Raw genomic sequence first — 20,382 nt, 5'->3', positions numbered from 1 at the left:
TTGCGTTCACCACAAGTTCGTTGCTTACCGCCATTGTTTACCTCCCTGCCGCCACGCGCACGGGTGCCAAGGCCGAAACGTCGGCAAGCGAGCCGCGCTCCACCAATCGGCACGGCAGATAGATCCGTTCGCGCTGACGCCCGCCGGCGATCTGGTCGATCAGGCATTCGACAGCACGAATGCCGATCTGCCGGCCGGGCTTTTCGATGGTCGTCAGGCCCGGCCAGGAAAAGGCGCCCGCCGGAATACCGTCGAAGCCCAGGATCGAGATGTCCTCCGGGCATCTCAGCCCCGCTTCACGAACGGCGATCATGGCCCCAAGTGCCATGAGGTCGTTGGCGACGAACACGGCGCGGTTTCCCCTCCACTGCTTCGTCAGCAACCGGGCCATCGCGCTGCGGCCGCCCTCGACCGTATAGTCGGACTCTTCGACGAGCAGCACTTCGGGATCGACATCGCGGGCGATGCAGTGCTCGTGAACCGAGCGCAAGAAGCGGGCGCGCGCGAGGCGCGACCGCGGGCCGAGCATCAAGGCCGGCGCCGGGTGTCCGCGCTCAACAAGAATATCCATGCCGAGCCGGACCGCCTGAGCGATATCAGAGCCGACGCTCAACGTATCGGGAAAGCGCTCGGCGCTGGAACCGATGAAGACGAAGGGCATGCCGAAACGGTCGAGATCGTCGAAATTGTCGGCAACTGGATTGATGATCGCTCCGTCGACACGGGCCCGGCGCAGGGCGCGCAGGTGCGTCGCCTCCTTGTGCGCATCCCAATCGGACGAGAAGATCAGAAGTGAAATATCATCCTTTGCCGCACGATCCTGCGCGCCGCGCGCAACTTCGGCCCAGAACGGGTTGGTGATATCAGGAATGACGATGCCGAGCAGGCCGCTCCGGCCCGAGCGCATGCCGACCGCAAGCTGATTGGGCTCGTAGCCGGTGGCGGCGACCGCCTTCAACACGCGATCGCGCGCTTCCTCGGAAATATTGGCGGAGCCGCCGAGAACACGCGCGACGGTGCTCTTCGAAACGCCTGCGCGTTTGGCAACGTCGATAATGGTCGCCCTTCGACCCGTCGTGTTGTTCATAAAGCTTCCTCCCAAAGATCAGGCAATGTCTCTCACACCATCACCCGAACTCCATGGGAACGTTACCATGATAAAAAACGCTTTGGCAAGACGCGGAAGAAAATATCCCGATCTTTGCGGCTGGCTCGCCAACTCCCGTGCGGGAAGGCCGACCATGGGCCGAAATCCCCATCGCCCGTTCACACACTGTCGAGGCGGAAGTCACGGCCCTAGCTTTGCAGCCTCTGACGGACATTGAGGACACTCGATGCTCCCTTCATGTCCTCAGGGCGTCTCAAGCTCCGACCGGGAGATGTGGCGGGCCTTCGTTGAGAGATAGACAGCGAGCAAATACCCTACGCCGCCAAACGCTCGGTTCGGCGGCGTATGACCACTCGTAGCGGCAAACTAGGCTGCCAGATGCTCGAACAGCCGGGCGACAGCCTCGGCGCCGGGGTCGACATGGCCCTCAAGCTGCTTCGCATTGATATAGGCGGCGCGACCGGCCTTGGCGCGTGTCAGGGTGGAGGTGAAATTCGCCCCCGTACGCGCGGCAGTCGCTGCGGCGACCACGCTGTCGCCGAGCGCATCGAGCGCCGGAGACAGCGCATCGATCATCGTTCGGTCACCGATCTTCGCGCCGCCGATCTCCTGCATGCGCGCAAGCCCGGTTCGAAGCGCTTCGCGCATCGGTAGACCACTGGATGCTCCGTCGCCGGCGGCTGCGAAGAAAATGGCAAGCAGGACGCCGGAGGAACCACCCATGGTCTGGCTCAGTTCCTGGCCGATCGCCCGCAGAAGCTGGGTATGATCGGAAAGTGGCAGCCGATCGATGGCGTTGATCAGCGCGCGTGCGGCTCCCGCGAGCGTCGAGCCCGTATCGCCGTCGCCGGACTTTGCATCGAGCGCATTGAGATCCTGCTCGGCGGCGATCAGGACCCGGCAGCAATCGATCAGGAACGCGCGCGTGGCGCCATGGTCGGATGCCATCGGCGTGATCGGCGTCAGGCCATCCGGCAAGGCGTTGATGGCGATCGGCCGAACCTCTGACACACCTGGCCAGGCTGCAATCGCCACCGGCGCTTTCAGGAGTTCAAGTTCTGCCTGATCGGCTGCAAAGACCGAGACCGAGAATCCTTGCATGTCGAGCGATGTCATCAGCGGCGCCGGACCGATCGCGTGAGTGATCTTATTGCCGACCGGCAGATTGATAAGGTCGTGGGCAAGCACCGACATTTCGAGCACCGACGTGCCGCCCAGATTGTTGATCAGTGCGACGTGCGGACCTTCACCCATGACCGCCGCCAGCCGTTCCGCCATGGTCGCAACCGACGAGCGGGCGCCTGCAAAGTCGATCTGCTCGACACCGGCTTCGCCATGAATGCCGAGGCCTAGTTCCGCCTTGCCCTCCGGTATCCGCTCTTCCTTTGGCGAACCCGGAACCCGGCAAGTGTCCAGCGACATGCCAATGCTGCGCGTGCCGGCAATGACCTTCTTGGCGGCGGCGGTCACCGTGTCGAGATCGGCACCGCGTTCGGCAAGTGCGCCGGCGATCTTGTGTACGAACAAGGTACCGGCAACGCCGCGCGCCTGCGGCAGGTCCGGTAGAGCTATATCGTCACCGACGATCACCATGCTCACCTTCAACCCGAAGGCACGGGCACGCTCGGCCGCAAGACCGAAGTTCAGCCGGTCGCCGGTGTAATTCTTGACCACGAGCAGGCACCCGGCCGGGCCCGTCACGGCGAGAATGCCGGCCAGCACGGCGTCGACGCTCGGCGAGGCGAAGACGTCGCCGCAGACCGCGGCCGTCAGCATGCCGCGTCCGACAAAGCCGACATGAGCGGGTTCATGACCGGAGCCGCCGCCCGACACGATCGCGACCTTCGATTTGTCCCAGTCGCTGCGCAACACGACCCGGATATGCGGATAGCCGTCAAGGCGAGTGAGCGCGCCGCCGGACAGGGCCAGAACGCCGTCGATCGCTTCGGTAACGACATCTTCCCGCTTGTTGATGAATTGCGCCATTTCGAGCTCCTTAAGCCAAACGCATGCCTGCCGCATCGAAGTAGAGCGGCTTCGAAGGTTGAATTTTGATCGTTTCACCGCCCTTGAGCGGCGTGTGGGCGTCCGTGACGGTGATGAGATCGTGTCTCCTGAAGGTCAGGTGCAGACGCGTCTGGTCGCCGAGATGTTCGACACGCTTGACCAGCGCATCCTCCCCCTCACCCTGCTGGATGTGCTCCGGCCTGAGGCCTATGCTGGCCGCGCCTGAGGGAGCGCCGGCGAAAATGTCGGCCGGAAGCACGTTGATCCGTGGCTGTCCGAGGCGCGTCGCTGCGTAAACGCTGACCGGCTGCTCGTAGACCTCGCGCGGCGAGCCGAACTGAACGAGCCTGCCCGCATTCAGCACGCCGACATGGGTCGCCATCGTCATTGCCTCGATCTGGTCGTGGGTGACATAGAGCAGGGTTGCGCCCGACCTTGCCTGAATACGCTTGAGTTCGATGCGAAGATCGGCCCTGAGCTTGGCGTCGAGCGAACTCAAGGGTTCGTCCATGAGGAATATCTGCGGGTCTCGGACGAGGGCACGCCCGATGGAGACACGCTGCATCTCGCCGCCCGATAGCGCGGTCGCCTTGTTGTCGAGCTTGTGCGCGATCTGGAGAACCTCGGCAACCTCCCTCACCTTTCGGTCGATCTCTTCCCTCGGCGTTCTCAACAGCGGAGATTTCAGCGGAAACTCCAGATTCTGACGAACCGTGAGATGCGGATAGAGCGAATACTGCTGAAAGACCATGGCGACGTTGCGTTCGGCAGGCGCCAGCCCTCTCACTGGTTGTCCATCGATATAGACCTCACCGCGATCGGGGGTGTCGAGGCCGGAAACCATCCTCAAGGTCGTCGTCTTTCCGGCACCAGTCGGCCCGAGCAGCACAACGAAAGAACCATCGGGGACCGTCAACGAAACATTGTCGAGAGCAACGGTGCCGGCGAACGTCTTCGTCACGTTTTCCAAGACGACTTCAGCCATGTCCCAGCACTCCTTGATTGCTGTCGGATAAAAGCACCTTGCCGGTTTCCGCGTCGAAAACCGAAAGCGTCCTCGCATCGAATTCGAGGCCGACCTGCTCGCCCTCATGCACCTGGTAGCCCGACGGAATGCGCGCCTTCAGGTCGCCGTGGCTCGTTGCGAGCGTCACGATCTGGGTGGTGCCGAGATATTCGACAGCACTCACGCGACCCCGATAGGCGCCCTCGCTGACGAACTTCACATGTTCGGGGCGGACGCCGAGCGTCAGCTTTCCGGCTCGTCCTTCGCGCGACGTCGGTACCTTGACCTCGATGCCGCCGAGATCGATGGCACCGCCGCCGACGCCGATCATCCCCTCGAATTCGAGAAAATTCATTGGCGGTGAACCGATGAACTGAGCCACGAATTTCGTTGCGGGCCAGTCGTAGATTTGCTGCGGCTTGCCGAACTGTTCAACGACGCCGTGGTTCATGACGACGATCTTGTCGCCCATCTGCATCGCTTCGAGCTGGTCATGGGTGACATAAACGGTGGTTGCGCCCATGCGGTCGTGCAGCGCGCGCAATTCTTCGGCCATGTGTTCACGGAACTCGGCGTCGAGCGCGCCGAGCGGTTCATCCATGAAGAAGGCCTTCGGGCGCCGCACGATCGCGCGCCCCAGCGCAACACGCTGGCGGTCGCCGCCCGAAAGGCCGCCGACCGGCTTGTCGAGAATGTTCTCGATCTTGAGAATGCGGGCGACTTCGGCGACACGCGATTTCACCTCTTCGCCGCGCAGGCCCTGACTGACCAGCGGATAGGATATGTTCTTGCGCACGTTCATATGCGGATAGAGCGCAAACATCTGGAAGACGAAGGCGATGTCGCGCTTGCTCGCCGGTTTCATCCCGACCTCTTCGCCATCGATGAAGATCTCACCGCTCGTCGGCAGTTCCAGGCCCGCCATCATGCGCAAGGTCGTCGTCTTGCCGCAGCCGGACGGGCCGAGCAGCATGAAGAATTCGCCATCCTCGATGGTGAAGCTCGAGGAGCGCACCGCGGTGAACGCCCCGAACTCCTTGCGCACGTTCTGAATTCTGATCTGGGCCATCGGCCTACTCCGGAAAATGGCTGACGATGATGAACATCACCGTGCCCAGCAAGGTTATGACGAAGGACCAGGAGTAGAGCACGAGAGCGAAGGGCTGCATCAGCATGAAGACGCCCGCCGCAATCAGGACCGATGCCAGCATTTCCCAGGCGCCACGGCGCAAGTGCAGCAATCCGTTGAAAAATCGTGTCATTTGCGTACAGCTCCGAAGGTGATGCCGCGCAGCAGGTGTTTGCGCAGAAGAATGGTGAAGACCATGACCGGCACGAGGAACAGCGTTGCCCCGGCGGCAACCGCCGGCCAGTCCTGGCCGCTGACGCCGATGATGGTCGGAATGAAGGGTGGCGCCGTCTGGGCGTTGCCCGAGGTCAACAGCACCGCGAAGGCGTATTCGTTCCAGGCAAAGATCAGGCAGAAGATGGCCGTCGAGGCGATGCCTGTGGCCGCCTGTGGCAGTACGACCTTGTAGAATGCCTGGAAGCGGGTGTAGCCATCGATGAGAGCTGCCTCTTCATACTCGACCGGGATCTCGTCGATGAAACCCTTGAGCAGCCAGACCGACAACGACAAATTGACCGCCGTATAGAGCAGGATCATGCCCGCATGGGTGTCGTTCAGCCCCAGCGACCGGAACATCAGGAAGATCGGGATGGCGACGGCGATCGGCGGCATCATGCGCGTCGAGAGAATGAAGAACAGCAGATCGTCCTTCAACGGAACCTTGAAGCGCGAGAAGGCGTAGGCAGCGGCCGTGCCGAGCACGATACAGAGCACGGTCGAGCCGAAGCCGATGATCACCGAATTGGTGAAGCGCTCGGCAAAGCGCGACGGACCGGAGATCACGAGGCCGTCCTTGCGAACCAGTTTGTCATACCAGGTCTGCGGCTCGCCCACCGCCTGCAATTGCTCCTCGGTAAGCCGGGTCCGCGTTGTGAAGACGTTGACATAGCCTTCCACCGTCGGCGTGAAGAAGGTCTTCGGCGGATAGGCGATCGCGTCGGATGGCGATTTGAAGCTCGTCGCAATGATCCAGACAAGCGGAAGGATGGTGATCAGCGCGTAGCCAACGACCAGGATCCCGGCGAACCACTTTTGCCGCCGCGACGGCTCGGTAACGGAATAGCTCATCGTTGTTTGACCTTGTTCAGGGCTTTGACGTAGATCGACGCCAGGCCGAAGACGGTGACAAAGAGGATGACGGCATAGGCAGAGGCGTAGCCGGTGCGCCACTTCTCGAAAGCTTCACGCTTCAGGTTGATCGAGGTGAGTTCGGTGATCGATCCCGGGCCGCCGCCGGTCAGCTGTACGACGAGGTCGAACATCTTGAAGTTCTCGATGCCGCGGAAAAGCACGGCGAGCATCAGGAACGGCAGCACCAGCGGGATGGTGATCGTCCAGAACTGCCGCCATTTGCTGGCGCGGTCGCATTCTGCCGCCTCGTAGATGCTGCTCGGAATGGAACGAAGGCCCGCAAGGCAGATCAGCATCACGAAGGGTGTCCACATCCAGGTGTCGACGATGATGATCGCCCATGGCGCAAGCGACACGTCGCCGATCATCGAGAAACTCGACGGATCAGCCCCCGTCAGGAAGCCAACTGCGTAGTTGAAGAGGCCGATTTGCGGCTGATAGAGGAACGTCCAGAAATTGCCGACCACCGCCGGGCTCAGCATCATCGGCAACACGATGATCGTGGTCCACAGATCGTTGCCGCGGAACTTCTTGTTGATCAGGTAGGCAAGAGAAAAGCCGATCAGCACCTGAAGAACGATCGTCCAGATCAGGAAATGGGCCGTTGCCTGCATGGTCAGCCAGATGTCCTTGTCGGACAGGATGCTCAGGTAGTTCTTGAGCCCGACGAACTCGACCTCGGCATTGGGGCGGTTGACGCGAAAGTTCGTAAAGCTAAGCCGGACCGTCCAGATCAACGGAAAGATGTTGACTGCGAGAAGCAGGACGATGGACGGGGCGACGAACAGCCAGGCCAGCGAGCGGTCAGACAGTCCTCGCACGCGCTTGGCAATGGCGTGCGGCGTCGCTCCGGCGACCCGGTCCACTGTTGATTTCAGCATGGATAATCCCTCATTTGACCGCAGCAACGGGCGTCGCGCCGGTCACGCAAAGGTCGCTGCAGCACTTTGAATTCCTGCATGTTTTCGCCCTTCGATCGGCTAGGCTCAAAGGTAACATGCGGTAGGCGGCGACAGAACCGGGGAAAATCCCCGGCTCCTTGTCGCGCCATGGCACACTGGGAGGTGCGCGGCCACGGCCTTGATGACGGTCAGTACTTGCCTTCGTCGTCGAAGATCTGCGTCCAATCCTTGACGAGACCGTCGAGCGCATCCTGCGCAGAGCCCTGGCCCGCAACCACATAGTCGTGGAAGCGCTTCTGTGTGGCCTGGAGCAGTGAGGCATAGGAGGGCTCCGCCCAGAAGTCCTTCACGATCGCCATGGAGTCGAGGAAGGTCTGGGCATAGGGCTGGCTTGTTGCAAAACCAGGATCTTCGACCACCTTGCGCAGCGCCGAATAGCCGCCCATCTGCCACCATTTCTGCTGGATTTCCGGCTGGGCGAACCACTTGATGTAGGAGAGCGCATCGCTCTGCTTCTCGGACGAAGAGACAACGGAAATGCCCTGGCCGCCGAGCTGTGCGAAGGCAACACCGTCGGGACCAGCCGGGTTCGGGAAGTAGCCAGATTTGTCGCCGCCGACATTGGCGTCGGCATTGATGCCGGGCCAGGTAAAGGCGAAGTTCATGTGGAGCGCGACCTGGCCTGACTTGTAGGCGTCGATGTCCTCGGACATGTAGGCGTCGGAATGACCCGGCGGAGTGCAGCAATCATAGAGCGCCTTGTAGAACTCCAGGCCCTTCACCGCCTTGGCTGAATTCACATACCCTTCGAGCTCGTACGGCTTGTCGGGGTTTTGATACTCGAAACCGAAGCTGTAGAGTACGTCCATGGCACCCATGGTGATGCCTTCGGATCCGCGCTCGGTGTAGATTGCGGCACCATAGACCGTCTTTCCGTCGATCTCGCGTTTCTGGAAGAATTCGGCGATATCCTTGAGCTCGGCAAAGGTCTTCGGCACGGCGAGATCGCGGCCGTACTTGCTCTTGAACTCTGCCTGCAACTCGGGGCGAGCGAACCAGTCCTTGCGGTAGCTCCAGCCGACGACGTCGCCGAATGCCGGCAGCGCCCAGTAATTCGGCGAGTTCTTCGGCCATTCGGCATAGCCGACAACAGTTGCCGGGATGAAGTCGCTCATCTTTATTCCTTCCTTGTCGAAGAAATCGTTGAGCTTGACGTACTGGCCGTTTTCCGCAGCGCCACCGATCCACTGGCTGTCGCCGATCATCAGGTCGCACAGCTTGCCGCCGGAGTTGAGTTCGTTCAGCATGCGGTCGGCAAAGTTCGGCCACGGCACGAACTCATATTTCATCTTGATGCCGCTCTTGGCTTCGAAATCCTTGCTCAGTTCGACAAGGGCGTTTGCCGGATCCCAGGCCGCCCAGCAGAGCGTCAACTCGGTGGCCTTTGCGTGGCCGGTGCTTGCAACGCTGGCGGCCAGCAGGGCGCCGAATGCGGCCAATGATTTGAAATGACGAAGTTCCATAGCTGGGGCCTCCTCCCCTTGCCTTCCGACCTCCATCGGAAGCTGAAAACGCCTGTGGCGATTAGCGGACGCAAATCGGCGGACCTGTGCGGGCGACTCCTTCGCATCGCTCTGTGGCCTCACGCATTCCTCTGGATGGCCACGCTATTATTCATATTGAGGTGCGCACCTCAATGCAAGCAAATTTTGAGGTGCGCACATCAATTCTTGCTTTTTGATTGCTTTTGTTGGAGGAATCGCCCTGAAGGATCGAGAGCAAAGAGAAGCGATAGAATGCGCCCTACCGCGAAAGACCTCGCAGAAGCCGCTGGCGTGAGCCTGGCCACCGTCGACCGCGTGCTGAACGACCGGCCGAATGTCAGCAAAAAGGCTTTCCGCAAGGTCAACGACGCCATCGAGCGCATCGGCTTCGTCAGGAACCCGGCGGCCGTCGCGCTCGCGCGCAACAAGACCTACCGGTTTCGCTTCGTCCTCCCCGTCTCGGGCGACCAGTATCTGAGCGAGCTGATCGGGCGCGTCACCGAAGCACGCGATGCGCTTCGCGCCGATTCCACCGAGGTTGAGGTGGTGCAGATCCCGATGGCTGACCCTCACCACGTTGCCAAGTATCTGAGCCTCATCGATCACGAGGCGGTCGACGGTGTCGCGGTGATGGCGCCGGAATCGCCGCAGGTGCGCGACGCACTCGTGCGGCTCGTCGAACGGGACGTAAGGGTTGTGCAGTTCCTGTCCGGCCAGGAACGGCTGGAAAGGGCCGACTATGTCGGTATCGACAACTTCGCGGCGGGCGCAACGGCCGGCAAGATTACAGGACGCTTCATCGGCAACCGGCCCGGCAAGATCATGGTCGTAGCGGAAACCATGATGGCGCTCGATAGCATCCAGCGTCGTTTGGGATTCGACAGCATCATCAACACGCAATTTCCGCATCTCCAGTGCCTGCCCTCGCTCGAAACCTATGCCGACGAGCAGCGCGCGGAGCTGATCATTCACCGAACGCTGCAGCACAACCCGGATACCCTGGCCGTCTACGTGCTGAGTTCCGAGGCGCGGGCGCCGTTAACAGCGATCTGGAATGCGCAGGGCTCGCGTCAACTCACCGTCGTTGCCCACGAGCGCACGCCCTTCAGCGAGCGGGCGCTGATGGACGAACGCATCGATGCCCTGATCGCACAGGATCCCGGCCATGCGGTGCGCAGCGCGCTGCGCATCATGCGCGCCCGCGCCGACCACCGTGAGCTTCTGGCCTCGCAAGAGAAGATCCGCATCGAGATCCTGCTCAAGGAAAATCTTCAGTTGCAGCCCCCTTAATAGGGGCGGCAGCCGAAGTGGTTTTCTGACACACACGCGTGGCAAGGGCCGGCCACGACCTCAAGAGAGAGCGCAATCCAGCCGATAGCGAATTGCTTCAGAACAGTTGAGCCAGCGTTTCGATGACCCGCGGCGTCGATACCCCCTGATTGCACTGGCGCGCCGGAAGCAGTGTACGGCATTGGCGGACCATTGCCGCTTGGGCGGCCTTGTTGAGCCGACCGTCAAGCGGACCGACCTTCACACCGCTTTGGCGCAGCCGTGTCTCCATGAGATAGGCGAAAAGTCGTGGGTTCGTTCTCGCCAGGTCCCGCACGACCCTTTGGCGCTCCGGCTGTGTAAGCGATGTGAACCTGCTGCTGAGTGCCTCAAACGCGTTTGCATTTGCCGTCGAGGCATCAAGCAGGAAGGTTTGAATGCTCTTTTCCGGACCGGACAGCAGATCTGCCGACGCAAGCAAGACCGACTTTGCCTTCGCGGTGTCCTTGCGTACGAGTTGCGTCCGACCGTCGCGCTTGCCATCACGATAGGTCTCGATCAAATCAATCGTCGCTATTCGATCGCCCTCTTTCGCGGCTTTCTGCAGGACGGCGATGGCTTGCTTGCTGCTGCGCGCGACGCCCTGACCGTAGAAGAGGGCCTCCGCGACGACGGACGATGCACCGACAACTTTCTCGTCGGCTGAGCGTTGCAGCAGGGCCATGCCCGCCGCGGCGTTCTTGCGGGCCTTTGTCGTCGCCTTGAAGCGACCGAGTGCCACAGCGGCGCCCGGGTCGCCCGTTTCGAAAGCCATCTGGTAGTACCTCTCGGCCTCCTTCGCATTGCGCGGAGCAAGGCGACCATTGTTATACGTGTCGCCGAGCCTCAGCATTGCCGAAACGCTGCCTTGCGCCGCTGCATCCCGATAATATTTCAGGGCCAGTTTCGGATCGAGCGCGGTCACCTGCCCGCCGCCGTAAAGATCACCAAGCGAGAGCAGGGCGGAGGCCGACCCGTCTGCCGCCAGCGCCGTCAACGCATTGACCGCCGAGGCGACGTCCTTCTTCTTGCCTTGGCCGCGAGCCTCCATCTCAGCAAGGCGTATCTTGGCATCCACATCGCCCTGCTCTGCCGCCAGGCGGTAATGCTCGAGCGCTGCGCCATAGTCCGCCTTGACATCCTCCCCCTCGACATAGAGGTCACCGAGGCGCAGATGCGCGCGGACCGATCCGAACTGCGTCGCCTTTTCGAGTGCCGAGACGGCGAGCGTCGGCTGCAAGGCGATGCGGCCGGAGAGGTAGAGTTCGGCGAGCGCCACCAGGAGATCCGGGCTCTCGCTCGCCTCGAGCGCGCGAAGCTCCGCCATGCCGGCGTTGACGTCGCGACCTGTGCCCTCGCCCCGAATTGTTAGTTCGGCGACGCGCAGCCGACCCTCCAGGTTCCCCTGGCCCGCCGCTGCACCGTAGGCCGTAAACGCCTTGGCCGGGTCTTTCGCCCGATAGCCGTCGCCAAGCCTCAACATGGCCCTCACGCTGCCCTGATCTGCGGCCTGCTGGTAATATTGTCGCGCCCGCGCAGGGTCGGCCGGCACCGTTTGGCCTTTCGTGTAGAGGTCACCCAAAGAGTATGCAGCGCCCGCTTCCCCCTGGGCGGCAAGCATCGCCAACTCACCGGCAGCCGTCCCCGCATCCGGAGCCATGCCCCGACCAAGCGCCTTCATTTCCGCCAGGCGCACCTTTGCCTCCAGGTTCCCTTGATCAGCTGCCTGGCGGTAGTGGTCGAGCGCAAGAGCATAGTTGACCGTTACCGCGTCCCCGGCAGAATAGAGGTCGCCGAGCCGTAAATGCGCTGGCACCGACCCCAGGCGCGCAGCGCGCTCCAGGGCTGCCATGCCAAGTTCCGGCTGCATCGGCACGCGACCGGACAGGCAGATGTCCGCCAGCGATTCCAGCACATTCGGATTGTCACTCTCGGCGAGCGAATGCAGCGTCGCAACACCTTGCGGGACATCGCGTACCGTTCCTTCACCACGGATCGTCAGCTCCGCAACACGCAGGCTGCCGTCCAGACTGCCCTTTTTCGCCGCGGCGCTGTAGGCGGCGAAAGCCTTGCCTGGTTCACGGCCCCGATAGGCGTCGCCGAGGCGCAGCAGTGCCGTCAAGCTTCCCTGTTTTGCGGCTTGCTCGTAATAGCGGGCCGCCTGAGCCGTATCGGTGGGCATTGCGCCCGCCCGCCCATAAAGGTCGCCAAGCGCGAGCGCGGCGCTGGCTTCGCCTCTGTCAGCAAGTGCTGCCAACTTTGTCCTGGCGGCCTCCGTGTTCTGTGCACCGCCCTGGCCTCTGGCCTGCATTTCCGCCAACCGGATCTTCCCCTCGACATTTCCCTGTTCTGCAGCACGGCCATAGTAGCTTTGCGCCAGCGGAAAGTCGGTTGAGGCAGCCTCGCCTTGCGAATAGAAGTCCCCGAGCCGCAGCAGTGCGGCGACATTGCCTTGTGCGGCCGCCTGTCGATAATAATCCGCAGCACGGGCGCGATCGGCAGGCACCGCCTCTCCCTTGCTATAAAGGTCGCCAACGGCAAGGGACGCCTCGGCCCCACCACTGGCGGCAAGGTCTTCAAGCTCCGTCTGCGCAGCGGAAAGATCCTGGGGAATGCCCTTGCCCTGCGCCCTCATCTCAGCAAGGCGAACCTTGGCCTCCAAATTCCCCCGCTCGGCCGCACGACGATAATGATCGAAGGCTGCCGCAAAGTCCGTCCCCACCCCTTTGCCTGCGTAATAGAGGTCGCCCAATCGAACATTGGCCGTCGTGCTGCCCTGCGACGCCGCCTGTTGGAAATACTGCAATGCTTGCGCGGCATCAGCAGGGAAGACCTTTCCATCGCCGTACAGATCGCCCAACGCCAGCGAAGCCTCCTGTCGGCCGGCAGCAGCCAGGCTTTTGAGCTCGGACTGGGCCGATACGATATCCTGCGGAACGCCAAGGCCCCGGGCCTGCATTTCTGCAAGCCGGACCTTCGCCTCGACGTTGCCCTGCCTTGCCGCCTGACGGTAAAAGTCCTGCGCGCGGGTGTAGTCAGTCATGGCCGTCTCGGTTCTGGAATAGAGCTCGCCGAGCCGTAGCATCGCCGTCACGCTGCCTCGCCCGGCCGCCTGTCGATAGTACTCAACCGTGCGCGCAGGATCGGCTTGCACCACATCTCCCTGGCGATAGAGCTCGCCGAGAGAAAGTGCGGCCACAGTCTCTCCCCGCTCGGCCAAGGCTGCCAATTCTTGCGTGGCCGATGTCACGTCCCTTGCCATGCCCTGTCCGCGGGCCTTCATTTCCGCAAGGCGGACCGTAGCCTCGATGTTCCCACGCCCGGCAGCCTGTCGATAATAGTTTTGCGCGAGAGCGAAGTCGGCCACTGGCGACCCGCTTTCGGAATAATATCCACCCAATCGGAGCAGCGCGCTAACACTGCCCTCCTGGGCCGCCTGCCGATAGTAGTGCAGCGCCCGCACCGGATCGGCCGGGACAATCTCTCCCGCGGCATAAAGATCTCCGAGCGAGATCGCTGCAGCCGTCTCCCCCCTGTCGGCCAGCGCCGTCAATTCACGCGTGGCGGTTGCCACATCGCGGTTGGTCCCCTGGCCCCGCGCCTTCATCTCGGCCAGCCGGATCTTCGCTTCGCTGCTGCCGCGCTCGGCCGCATGGCGATACTGTTCAAATGCTCCGGCGTAGTCCGTGGCCACGAGGCCACCGCCGGAATAGAGGTTGGCCAAACGAAGATGGGCAGTCGCGCTGCCCTGCGAGACCGCCTGCTGATAGTAATTCAGGGCGGCTGATGGATCGGGAGGGACGATCTTTCCCTCGGCATAGAAATCGCCAAGGGCGAGTGACGCACTGGCCTCTCCTCCCTTGGCAAGCGCGGCGAGTTCTGCGGTGGCTGCGGCCACGTCTTGCAGAAGGCCCTGTCCTCTTGCTTCCATCTCCGCAAGCCGGACCTTTGCCTCGACACTGCCAAGCTGGACGGCGTGGCGATAATAGCCGGCCGCGCGGGCAGGATCCGCGGGCACGACCGCGCCATTGCTGTAGAGTTCGCCGAGGGCGACGGCGGCGGCTTTCTCTCCGCCATCCGCCAAGGCGGTCAATTCGCTTGTGGCAGCGGCGAGGTCCTGTGTGATGCCTTGGCCCCGCGCCTTCATCTCCGCCAGCCGGACCTTAGCCACCAAATTTCCTCGGCTGGCAGCGCGGCGGTAGTGGTCAAGCGCTGCCGCGTAGTCCGTGGCCGAAGTGCTACCGGCAGAATAGAGGTCGCCCAGACGCAAATACGCGGTCATGCTGCCCTGGGTGGCTGCTTGGCGATAGTATTGCAATCCTTGGATCGGATTGACCGGCACGGCCTCCCCCCTGCCGTAAAGGTCGCCCAAGGCGAGAGCCGCAGCCGTCTCACCCCGCTGCGCGAGCTCGGTCAGTTCTCGTGTCGCGGCCTCCACGTCCCGAGCAACACCCTGCCCACGCGCCAGCATTTCAGCCAGCCGGATCTTGGCGTTCACGTTCCCCCGGCCGACCGCCTGACGGTAAAAGTCCTGCGCAAGTCCGAAGTTGATCATCGTCGGCTGACCTTGGGAATAAAAATCACCAAGCCGCAACAAGGCGGTCACGCTGCCCCCGTCGGCGGCCCGCCGATACTGGCGCAGCGCTTGCTCTGGATCGAACGTGACGACGCCGCCCCTGCCATAGAGATCGCCGAGGGCCAGTGACGCATCGGCCTCGCCCTCGGCCGCAAGCCGCTCGAGTTCCGCTTTCGCGGCGGCGATGTCCTGGTTGGACCCGCGCCCTCGCGACTTCATCTCAGCGACCCGTATCTTCGCGCCGACATTTCCTTTATCTGCGGCCTTGCGATAGAACTCCATCGCGTGGGCGTAGTCGGCAGCGGACCGATCACCTTCGGAGTAAAAGTCGCCGAGCCGAAGAAGCGCCGTGACGCTGCCTTGTGCAACTGCCTTCTGATAATAGACGACCGCTTGAGCCTGCTCGGCCGGCATCGCCTGTCCATCGCTATACAGATTGCCAAGCGACAGAGACGCGCCAGCGTCCCCCGCCGACGACAGAGCATCCAGCTCGGCTTTCGCGGCGGCCACGTCTTGCACGGTGCCGCGTCCCCTTGCCTTCATTTCCGCAAGCCGCACCTTCGCGCCAGCATTTCCTCTGGCGGCCGCCTGTTCGTAGCTTACTATTGCCGCCCGATAGTCGCCCGTTAGCGCGCCCTGCGTGGTGTATAGATCACCCAGCCGAAGCAGGGCCGTTATGCTTCCGAGCGCGGCAGCTTGTTGGTAATACGTGGTTGCGCGTGCCGGATCCGCCCTTGCGACCTCTCCGACGTAGTAGAGGTCGCCCAGGCTAAGGGCAGCGGCCGGTTCCCCACGTTCGGCAAGCGCCATCAAGGTACGAGTTGCCGACGAGACGTTCTGAACGGCGCCCTGTCCGTGAGCCAGCATTTCTGCAAGCCGCACTTGCGCGCCGACACTCCCCCGGCTGACGGAGCGGCGGTAATAATCCTGGGCGAGTGCATAATCTGGCTTGGCCGCCCCGCCCGCGGAGTAAAAATCCCCAAGTCGCGTCAACGCCGCAACGCTACCCTGATCGGCCGCGCGCCGGTAGTGGAGCCAGGCTTGGGCAGCGTCGCCAGGCATGACATCCCCTTGCGCGTAGAAATCACCCAGAAGAAGTGATGCCTCCCCCTCACCGTGGGCCGCAAGGTCTTCCAGTTCGACCTTTGCGGCGGCAACATCGCGCGTCATCCCTCGGCCCATCGCCTTCATCTCGGCCAACCGTACCTTCGCGCTGACGCTCCCCCTGGCGATCGCCGTACGATAGTATTCCACCGCCCGCCCGTATTCTGGTCGGGACAAATCGCCTTCCGAATGGAATTCGCCAAGCCGGAGCAAAGCCGTGACGCTGCCTTGAGCGGCCGCCTGGCGGTAATAGATCAGGGCCCTTGCAGGCTCGATCGCCAGCGCCCGCCCCTCGCCAAAGAGGTCGCCGAGCGCCAGAGAGGCACCAGCTTCTCCCGCACTTGCAAGCGTCATCAGCTCCGTTGTCGCCGCGGCCAGATCCCGCGGCATCCCGCGCCCCCTCGCCTTCATCTCCGCAAGCCGCACTCTTGCTCCGACATTACCGACCGCTGCAGCCTGTTCATAGCTTCTGACCGCTGGACCATAGTCGCCGTTCACCGCTCCCTGGTCCGCGTAGAGGTCTCCAAGCTGCATCAGCGCCGTCCCACTGCCTTGGGCGGCGGCCTGACGGTAATATTGCGCCGCACGAACCGGGTCGGCCGGCACGACATCGCCTTTCAGATAGAGACTTCCAAGGGAGAGGTCGGCAAATGGCGCGCCGAGATCAGCCAGAGCCTGCAGTTCGCTGATCGCCTTCGTCACATCGCGGCCCATGCCCTGACCGCGCGCCTGCATTTCGGCAAGCCGAACCTTGGCCTCCACATTTCCCTGTTCCGCAGCCAGGCGATAGTGAACGAGCGCGGCGGCGTAGTCCGAAGCAAGGACCGTTCCGGCGTAGTAAAGCTCGCCAAGCCTGAAGTGCGCCCTCGCGGAACCCAGGCCTGCGGCCTTGTGAAGCGCCGAAACCGCGAGATCCGTCTGTTCCGGTATGCGCCCGGAAAGGCAAAGCTCCGCCAATTGCTCGAGCACGCCGGGATTATCAGAATCAGAGAGCACGCGAAGGCTGGCCTCGCCTGCCGTTGCGTCGTGTTTTGTGCCCTCTCCACGGATCATCAGTTCCGCAACCCGCAACTGCGCCGCAGGGATTCCCTGTTTTGCTGCTTCGACATAAGCAGCAAATGCCTTCTCGAGATTGCGAGGCACGAGTTCGCCACGACTGTAGAGATCCGCGAGACCGATGAGCGCCCCTCTGTAGCCGTAAGTGGCCGCGCGCTCGTAAAGCTTAAGAACGCGGGAGCCGTCGGGATCTTCCTTGACGACTTCACTTGAGGCCTTCGGCTGCGATACTGCGACAATCGCATCCGGTCCGGCGTTGCGCAGCATGCTCTCGTATTCGCCAAGCAGCCGATCCACGGTTGCGGTGTCGACCCGGCGGGCCATATAGAGATCAGCCAGTTGCGCCAATGCTCGACCGAGGTTGGGTTGGAAAACACCCGACTGCGCTGCGTCTGTGCCGTCGCTTTGCGGTCGAAGACTGTTCGCGGAGGTTTCCGGCTCGGCGGCCGACGCCGACCCGGCCCAGAGAAGACCAACGGCGACAAGGCCGATCCAGCCCGGGGAACTCATCATGCCCCACTTTCTGACCCGGCCACGTCGCGTCTTGGAAACACCGACCGATGCAGGGCGCGCATGCGCCTTGCAGCACGCCAACCGGTGGCAATCAGCCGATCGACTGGCGGCGCAACGGGAAGCTGCGGCGTCTCGATCATATCCAAGAGCGAGTCCGGCGTCACTTCACTGGTGACAACAATGCGAGACAGCGCGAAGAGATTTTCCGTCTCATCGCTGAGCGCATGACGAACACGGCAGGCCGCAAGGTATCCAGCCTCTTTAGCAATCCTGCGCGTCTCTCGCGATGCGTAGCCATGAGGGTATGCAAACGTGGTAACCGCTGCGCCCAAACCGTCTTCCAGAGCCCTTTTGCTATCACGAAGCTCGCTCGTGGCCCTTGCGAAGGGCAGCGTATCGAGTTCGGGATGGCTCACGGAATGCGCGCCAATCTCGACACCTGCATCGTGCAGGTCACGCAACGCGCTCCAGTCGAGCATCGGGCGGTTGCCCTCACCGAGATCGGCAAGCCATCCTGCGGTCGCACCGACGAAACCGGTGGCCACGTAGAGTGTGGCGGCGAACCTGCGGTCGGCCAGAACAGGCATTGCGCCTTCTGCAAAGTCGCGAAGGCCATCGTCGAAGGTAATAACGCAGGTCCGCGGAGGGATCGGCTGTCCGCTGCAACGCAACAGCGCGAGGTCGCAAACCGTCATCGAGCGGTAACCGCGCTGCGTCAGGGCCTGGAGATGTGCATCCAACTCCGGCTCCGTCACCAGCCAGCGTCGGTAGGCCGAAGCGCAATCGCGACCGACACTGTGATAGACCAGGATCGGGATAGTTTGCATGTCAAACCTCTCTTTCGGCTGGTCGCCTCGCGTCAATGCCGGTTTGCGGCCGGTCGTCGCGCCGCCGTTTCGCGAGGCTGCGCAAATAGCCCGGTACACCCGCAAGGATGCCGAGGCGCTCCATCCAGACGAGCCGCAGCGGATAGTCGCTGGGTAGCCGCGCAGTCTTCTGCGACGTCGGCCCGGCCATGTGGAGGATGCCGGCTGGAAATGCGGCGGCAAGCCGAAGAGCCCGGCGCGGTTCGTCGACAACGATCTTCGTCAGATAGGCGCCGAGCCCCATGCCATAACAATAGGCCTGCCGACGCATGCCTTCTTCGCCACGGCGGTGGTGGTGCCAGATGATGCCCTGAGGCTGGTAGACAAGTCGGAAGCCGCCGTTGACGATGGCGAAGAACGCGGCAAGGTCATCGCCGCCGCGCGCCACCGTTCCAGCGCCAAGCGCCGCGTCGAAACCGCCGACCCGACGCAACGCACTCGCCCGGAAAGCCATGTTCGCACCCGAGCCGAACTGGCCGGCGGTGAAGGGAAAGAGCATGCTTCTGGGCCGGTTCGCTTCCAGATCGAAAACGCGGCGTTGCAGACCTTTCCCGAAGCCTCCGTGCCGTTCCGTCCAGACTTGCGCCCGAGTTTCGAGTTCAGCCGGCAGGATCAGACCCGTCACGCAACCGACTGCCTTATCCTCTTCCATCGGTGCTGCCATCGCCTCGACCCAATGCTGGTCGAGCACCACGTCGTCATCGGTAAAGAGAACGATGTCGCTCGACACGTAGCGCAGGCCGGTATTGTGCGCGCGTCCGAGCCCCGGGGTCGGCTCAAGCACATAGTGCACCCGTCCACGGTAACGCGTCGAAATCAGATCCACCGTTGCCGTCGAGGCCGGTGCGTTGTCTACCACAAGCACTTCGTCGGGCGCACGGGTCTGGTCAAAGAGCGACGCGAGGCAGCGATCCAGGCTCTCCGCGCGATCGCGCGTCGCAATCACCACTGCCACCCTTTCAAGCGCGGCCGTGCGGCAGGCCGCAACCGACGGCAAGGAGCGCGCGGCGCCGATCTCCAAGAGCAGATCTGCGGGTTCGATCACGGGGCCAGAATGCTGCAATTCGACAATTGCGAGCGGCTGGGCCCCAGAGCGGACCAGACAGAAGATGCCGCCATAGGACACGTCACCCGGCCGCGTGAGATCGATCGCCGGAAGCGGCTTAGTATAATCGACGTCGACAATCTTGACGGGGCGGAAGGGGCTTACGTGTCTGGAGAATTTTGCGGCGAGATAAGCTGCCGTCGTAAACATGAACCCCGCGACGATCGTGAACGCCCGCATCGGCCCCGAAGGATCAAGCCGCGTCACCATATCCGTCAGGCCGCGAACCACGCCGGCCGGCAAGGTGCGGGTGACATAGGCACGCTCGGCGCCAAGCTTCTCCTCCGCTCCTGCGATCTCGACCACCGCATTCTTCGAACGTCCTTCAGCCTGGCATCGTCTGCGGAAGTAGGCCCACCGCGTTCTTTCCGCGGTAACGTTGTGATGAACCACCGCTTGCGGATCGCAAAGAATGACTGCTGTGGGGAAGTGCCGGCGCGCGCGAATGCAAAACTCTGTTTCCTCGCACCCGGCGGCATCCTGGCCACTGCGACCGAGACCCTCGCGAAAGCCGCCAACGGCATCGAAGACCGTCCGCCGAAACGACATATTGCAACCGATCGGATTGCGAACCGGGCTCAGCGCGTTCGGGAGACCCTTGTAACTGCAGCCAACCACCCACTGGAACTCTTCGGGGAACCAGCGCGGTCGCTTGCCTGGCCAAAGCGGCAGCACCTTGCCGCCGACGCCGATAACCTGCGGGACGGCATAGTGTAGCGCAAGCCGTTCCAGCCAGTTGGCCTCGGCGACAGCGTCATCGTCGAGAAACGCAATGATGTCGCAGGACGCGGCGGTACGCACGCCGGTGTTTCGAGCGCCCGATAGGCCTCGCGCCCCATCATTGGCGACAACCTCGATACCGGCGTACGACCTACGCATCTCCCGCAGCAAGTCGTCGTTGTGGTCGATGACGACGATGAGCCGGTCGGCTCGCAGGGTCTGTTTCAATACCGAGTCGATAGCGTCGCCCAGTTGCGGGCGGCGCTCATTGGAATAAGCGCAAATCACAACCGCAATCGAAGACATG

At 62.6% G+C, this 20,382-nt stretch carries 12 protein-coding genes; 1 reads left to right on the top strand and 11 read right to left on the bottom strand.

Features of this window, described 5'->3' with window-relative positions; genetic code table 11:
• Positions 1-37 precede the first annotated feature (37 nt).
• The 8 genes from PWG15_RS23805 to PWG15_RS23770 form a co-directional block, all read right to left on the bottom strand.
• A complete protein-coding gene (locus tag PWG15_RS23805) occupies positions 38-1,087 on the bottom strand; it encodes a LacI family DNA-binding transcriptional regulator (RefSeq protein WP_275026514.1) in 1,050 nt (349 codons plus the stop codon).
• Positions 1,088-1,474: 387 nt separating this feature from the next.
• Positions 1,475-3,094: a dihydroxyacetone kinase subunit DhaK gene (locus PWG15_RS23800; protein ID WP_275026513.1), complete on the bottom strand. Its 1,620-nt coding sequence runs from the start codon at positions 3,092-3,094 to the stop codon at positions 1,475-1,477.
• A 10-nt stretch (positions 3,095-3,104) separates the two neighbouring features.
• On the bottom strand, positions 3,105-4,100 hold the full coding sequence (locus PWG15_RS23795) for an ABC transporter ATP-binding protein (protein WP_275026512.1): 996 nt from the start codon (positions 4,098-4,100) through the stop codon (positions 3,105-3,107).
• Positions 4,093-5,190, bottom strand: coding sequence for an ABC transporter ATP-binding protein (locus PWG15_RS23790; RefSeq protein WP_275026510.1), 1,098 nt, complete (start codon positions 5,188-5,190; stop codon positions 4,093-4,095). The genes PWG15_RS23795 and PWG15_RS23790 overlap by 8 nt, the downstream gene beginning before the upstream one ends.
• 4 nt (positions 5,191-5,194) lie before the next feature.
• Entirely contained in the window at positions 5,195-5,383 is a 189-nt protein-coding gene (locus PWG15_RS23785; RefSeq protein ID WP_275026508.1) for a hypothetical protein, read from the bottom strand.
• The gene (locus PWG15_RS23780; protein ID WP_275026507.1) at positions 5,380-6,318 is read right to left on the bottom strand and encodes a carbohydrate ABC transporter permease; all 939 of its coding nucleotides are present in this window, start codon (positions 6,316-6,318) and stop codon (positions 5,380-5,382) included. Before PWG15_RS23780 ends, PWG15_RS23785 begins: the two co-directional genes overlap by 4 nt.
• A complete protein-coding gene (locus PWG15_RS23775; protein WP_275026506.1) occupies positions 6,315-7,262 on the bottom strand; it encodes a carbohydrate ABC transporter permease in 948 nt (315 codons plus the stop codon). The genes PWG15_RS23780 and PWG15_RS23775 overlap by 4 nt, the downstream gene beginning before the upstream one ends.
• A 209-nt stretch (positions 7,263-7,471) precedes the next feature.
• Positions 7,472-8,806, bottom strand: a complete 1,335-nt coding sequence (locus tag PWG15_RS23770) for an ABC transporter substrate-binding protein (protein WP_275026505.1) — start codon at positions 8,804-8,806, stop codon at positions 7,472-7,474.
• A gap of 273 nt (positions 8,807-9,079) precedes the next feature.
• Between PWG15_RS23770 and PWG15_RS23765 the strand changes: the two genes are divergently transcribed.
• Complete coding sequence (locus PWG15_RS23765) at positions 9,080-10,117, top strand: LacI family DNA-binding transcriptional regulator (protein WP_275026504.1); 1,038 nt, start codon at positions 9,080-9,082, stop codon at positions 10,115-10,117.
• A gap of 97 nt (positions 10,118-10,214) precedes the next feature.
• On the opposite strand, the gene PWG15_RS23760 is transcribed toward PWG15_RS23765, so the two are convergent.
• From PWG15_RS23760 to PWG15_RS23750, 3 genes are read right to left on the bottom strand one after another with little or no spacing between them, the layout of a single operon-like run.
• Positions 10,215-17,384 carry a tetratricopeptide repeat protein gene (locus PWG15_RS23760; protein WP_275026503.1) on the bottom strand — a complete coding sequence of 2,390 codons (7,170 nt, stop codon included), beginning with the start codon at positions 17,382-17,384 and terminating at the stop codon, positions 10,215-10,217.
• Positions 17,381-18,247, bottom strand: coding sequence for a polysaccharide deacetylase family protein (locus PWG15_RS23755; RefSeq protein ID WP_275026502.1), 867 nt, complete (start codon positions 18,245-18,247; stop codon positions 17,381-17,383). The genes PWG15_RS23760 and PWG15_RS23755 overlap by 4 nt, the downstream gene beginning before the upstream one ends.
• Complete coding sequence (locus tag PWG15_RS23750; RefSeq protein ID WP_275026501.1) at positions 18,213-20,381, bottom strand: glycosyltransferase family 2 protein; 2,169 nt, start codon at positions 20,379-20,381, stop codon at positions 18,213-18,215. The genes PWG15_RS23755 and PWG15_RS23750 overlap by 35 nt, the downstream gene beginning before the upstream one ends.
• Position 20,382 lies beyond the last annotated feature (1 nt).

This window comes from Ensifer adhaerens, assembly GCF_028993555.1.
GTDB lineage: Bacteria > Pseudomonadota > Alphaproteobacteria > Rhizobiales > Rhizobiaceae > Ensifer > Ensifer adhaerens_I.
The sequence above is the reverse complement of the archived record's forward strand: the minus strand, read 5'-3'. Positions and strand labels throughout refer to the sequence as shown.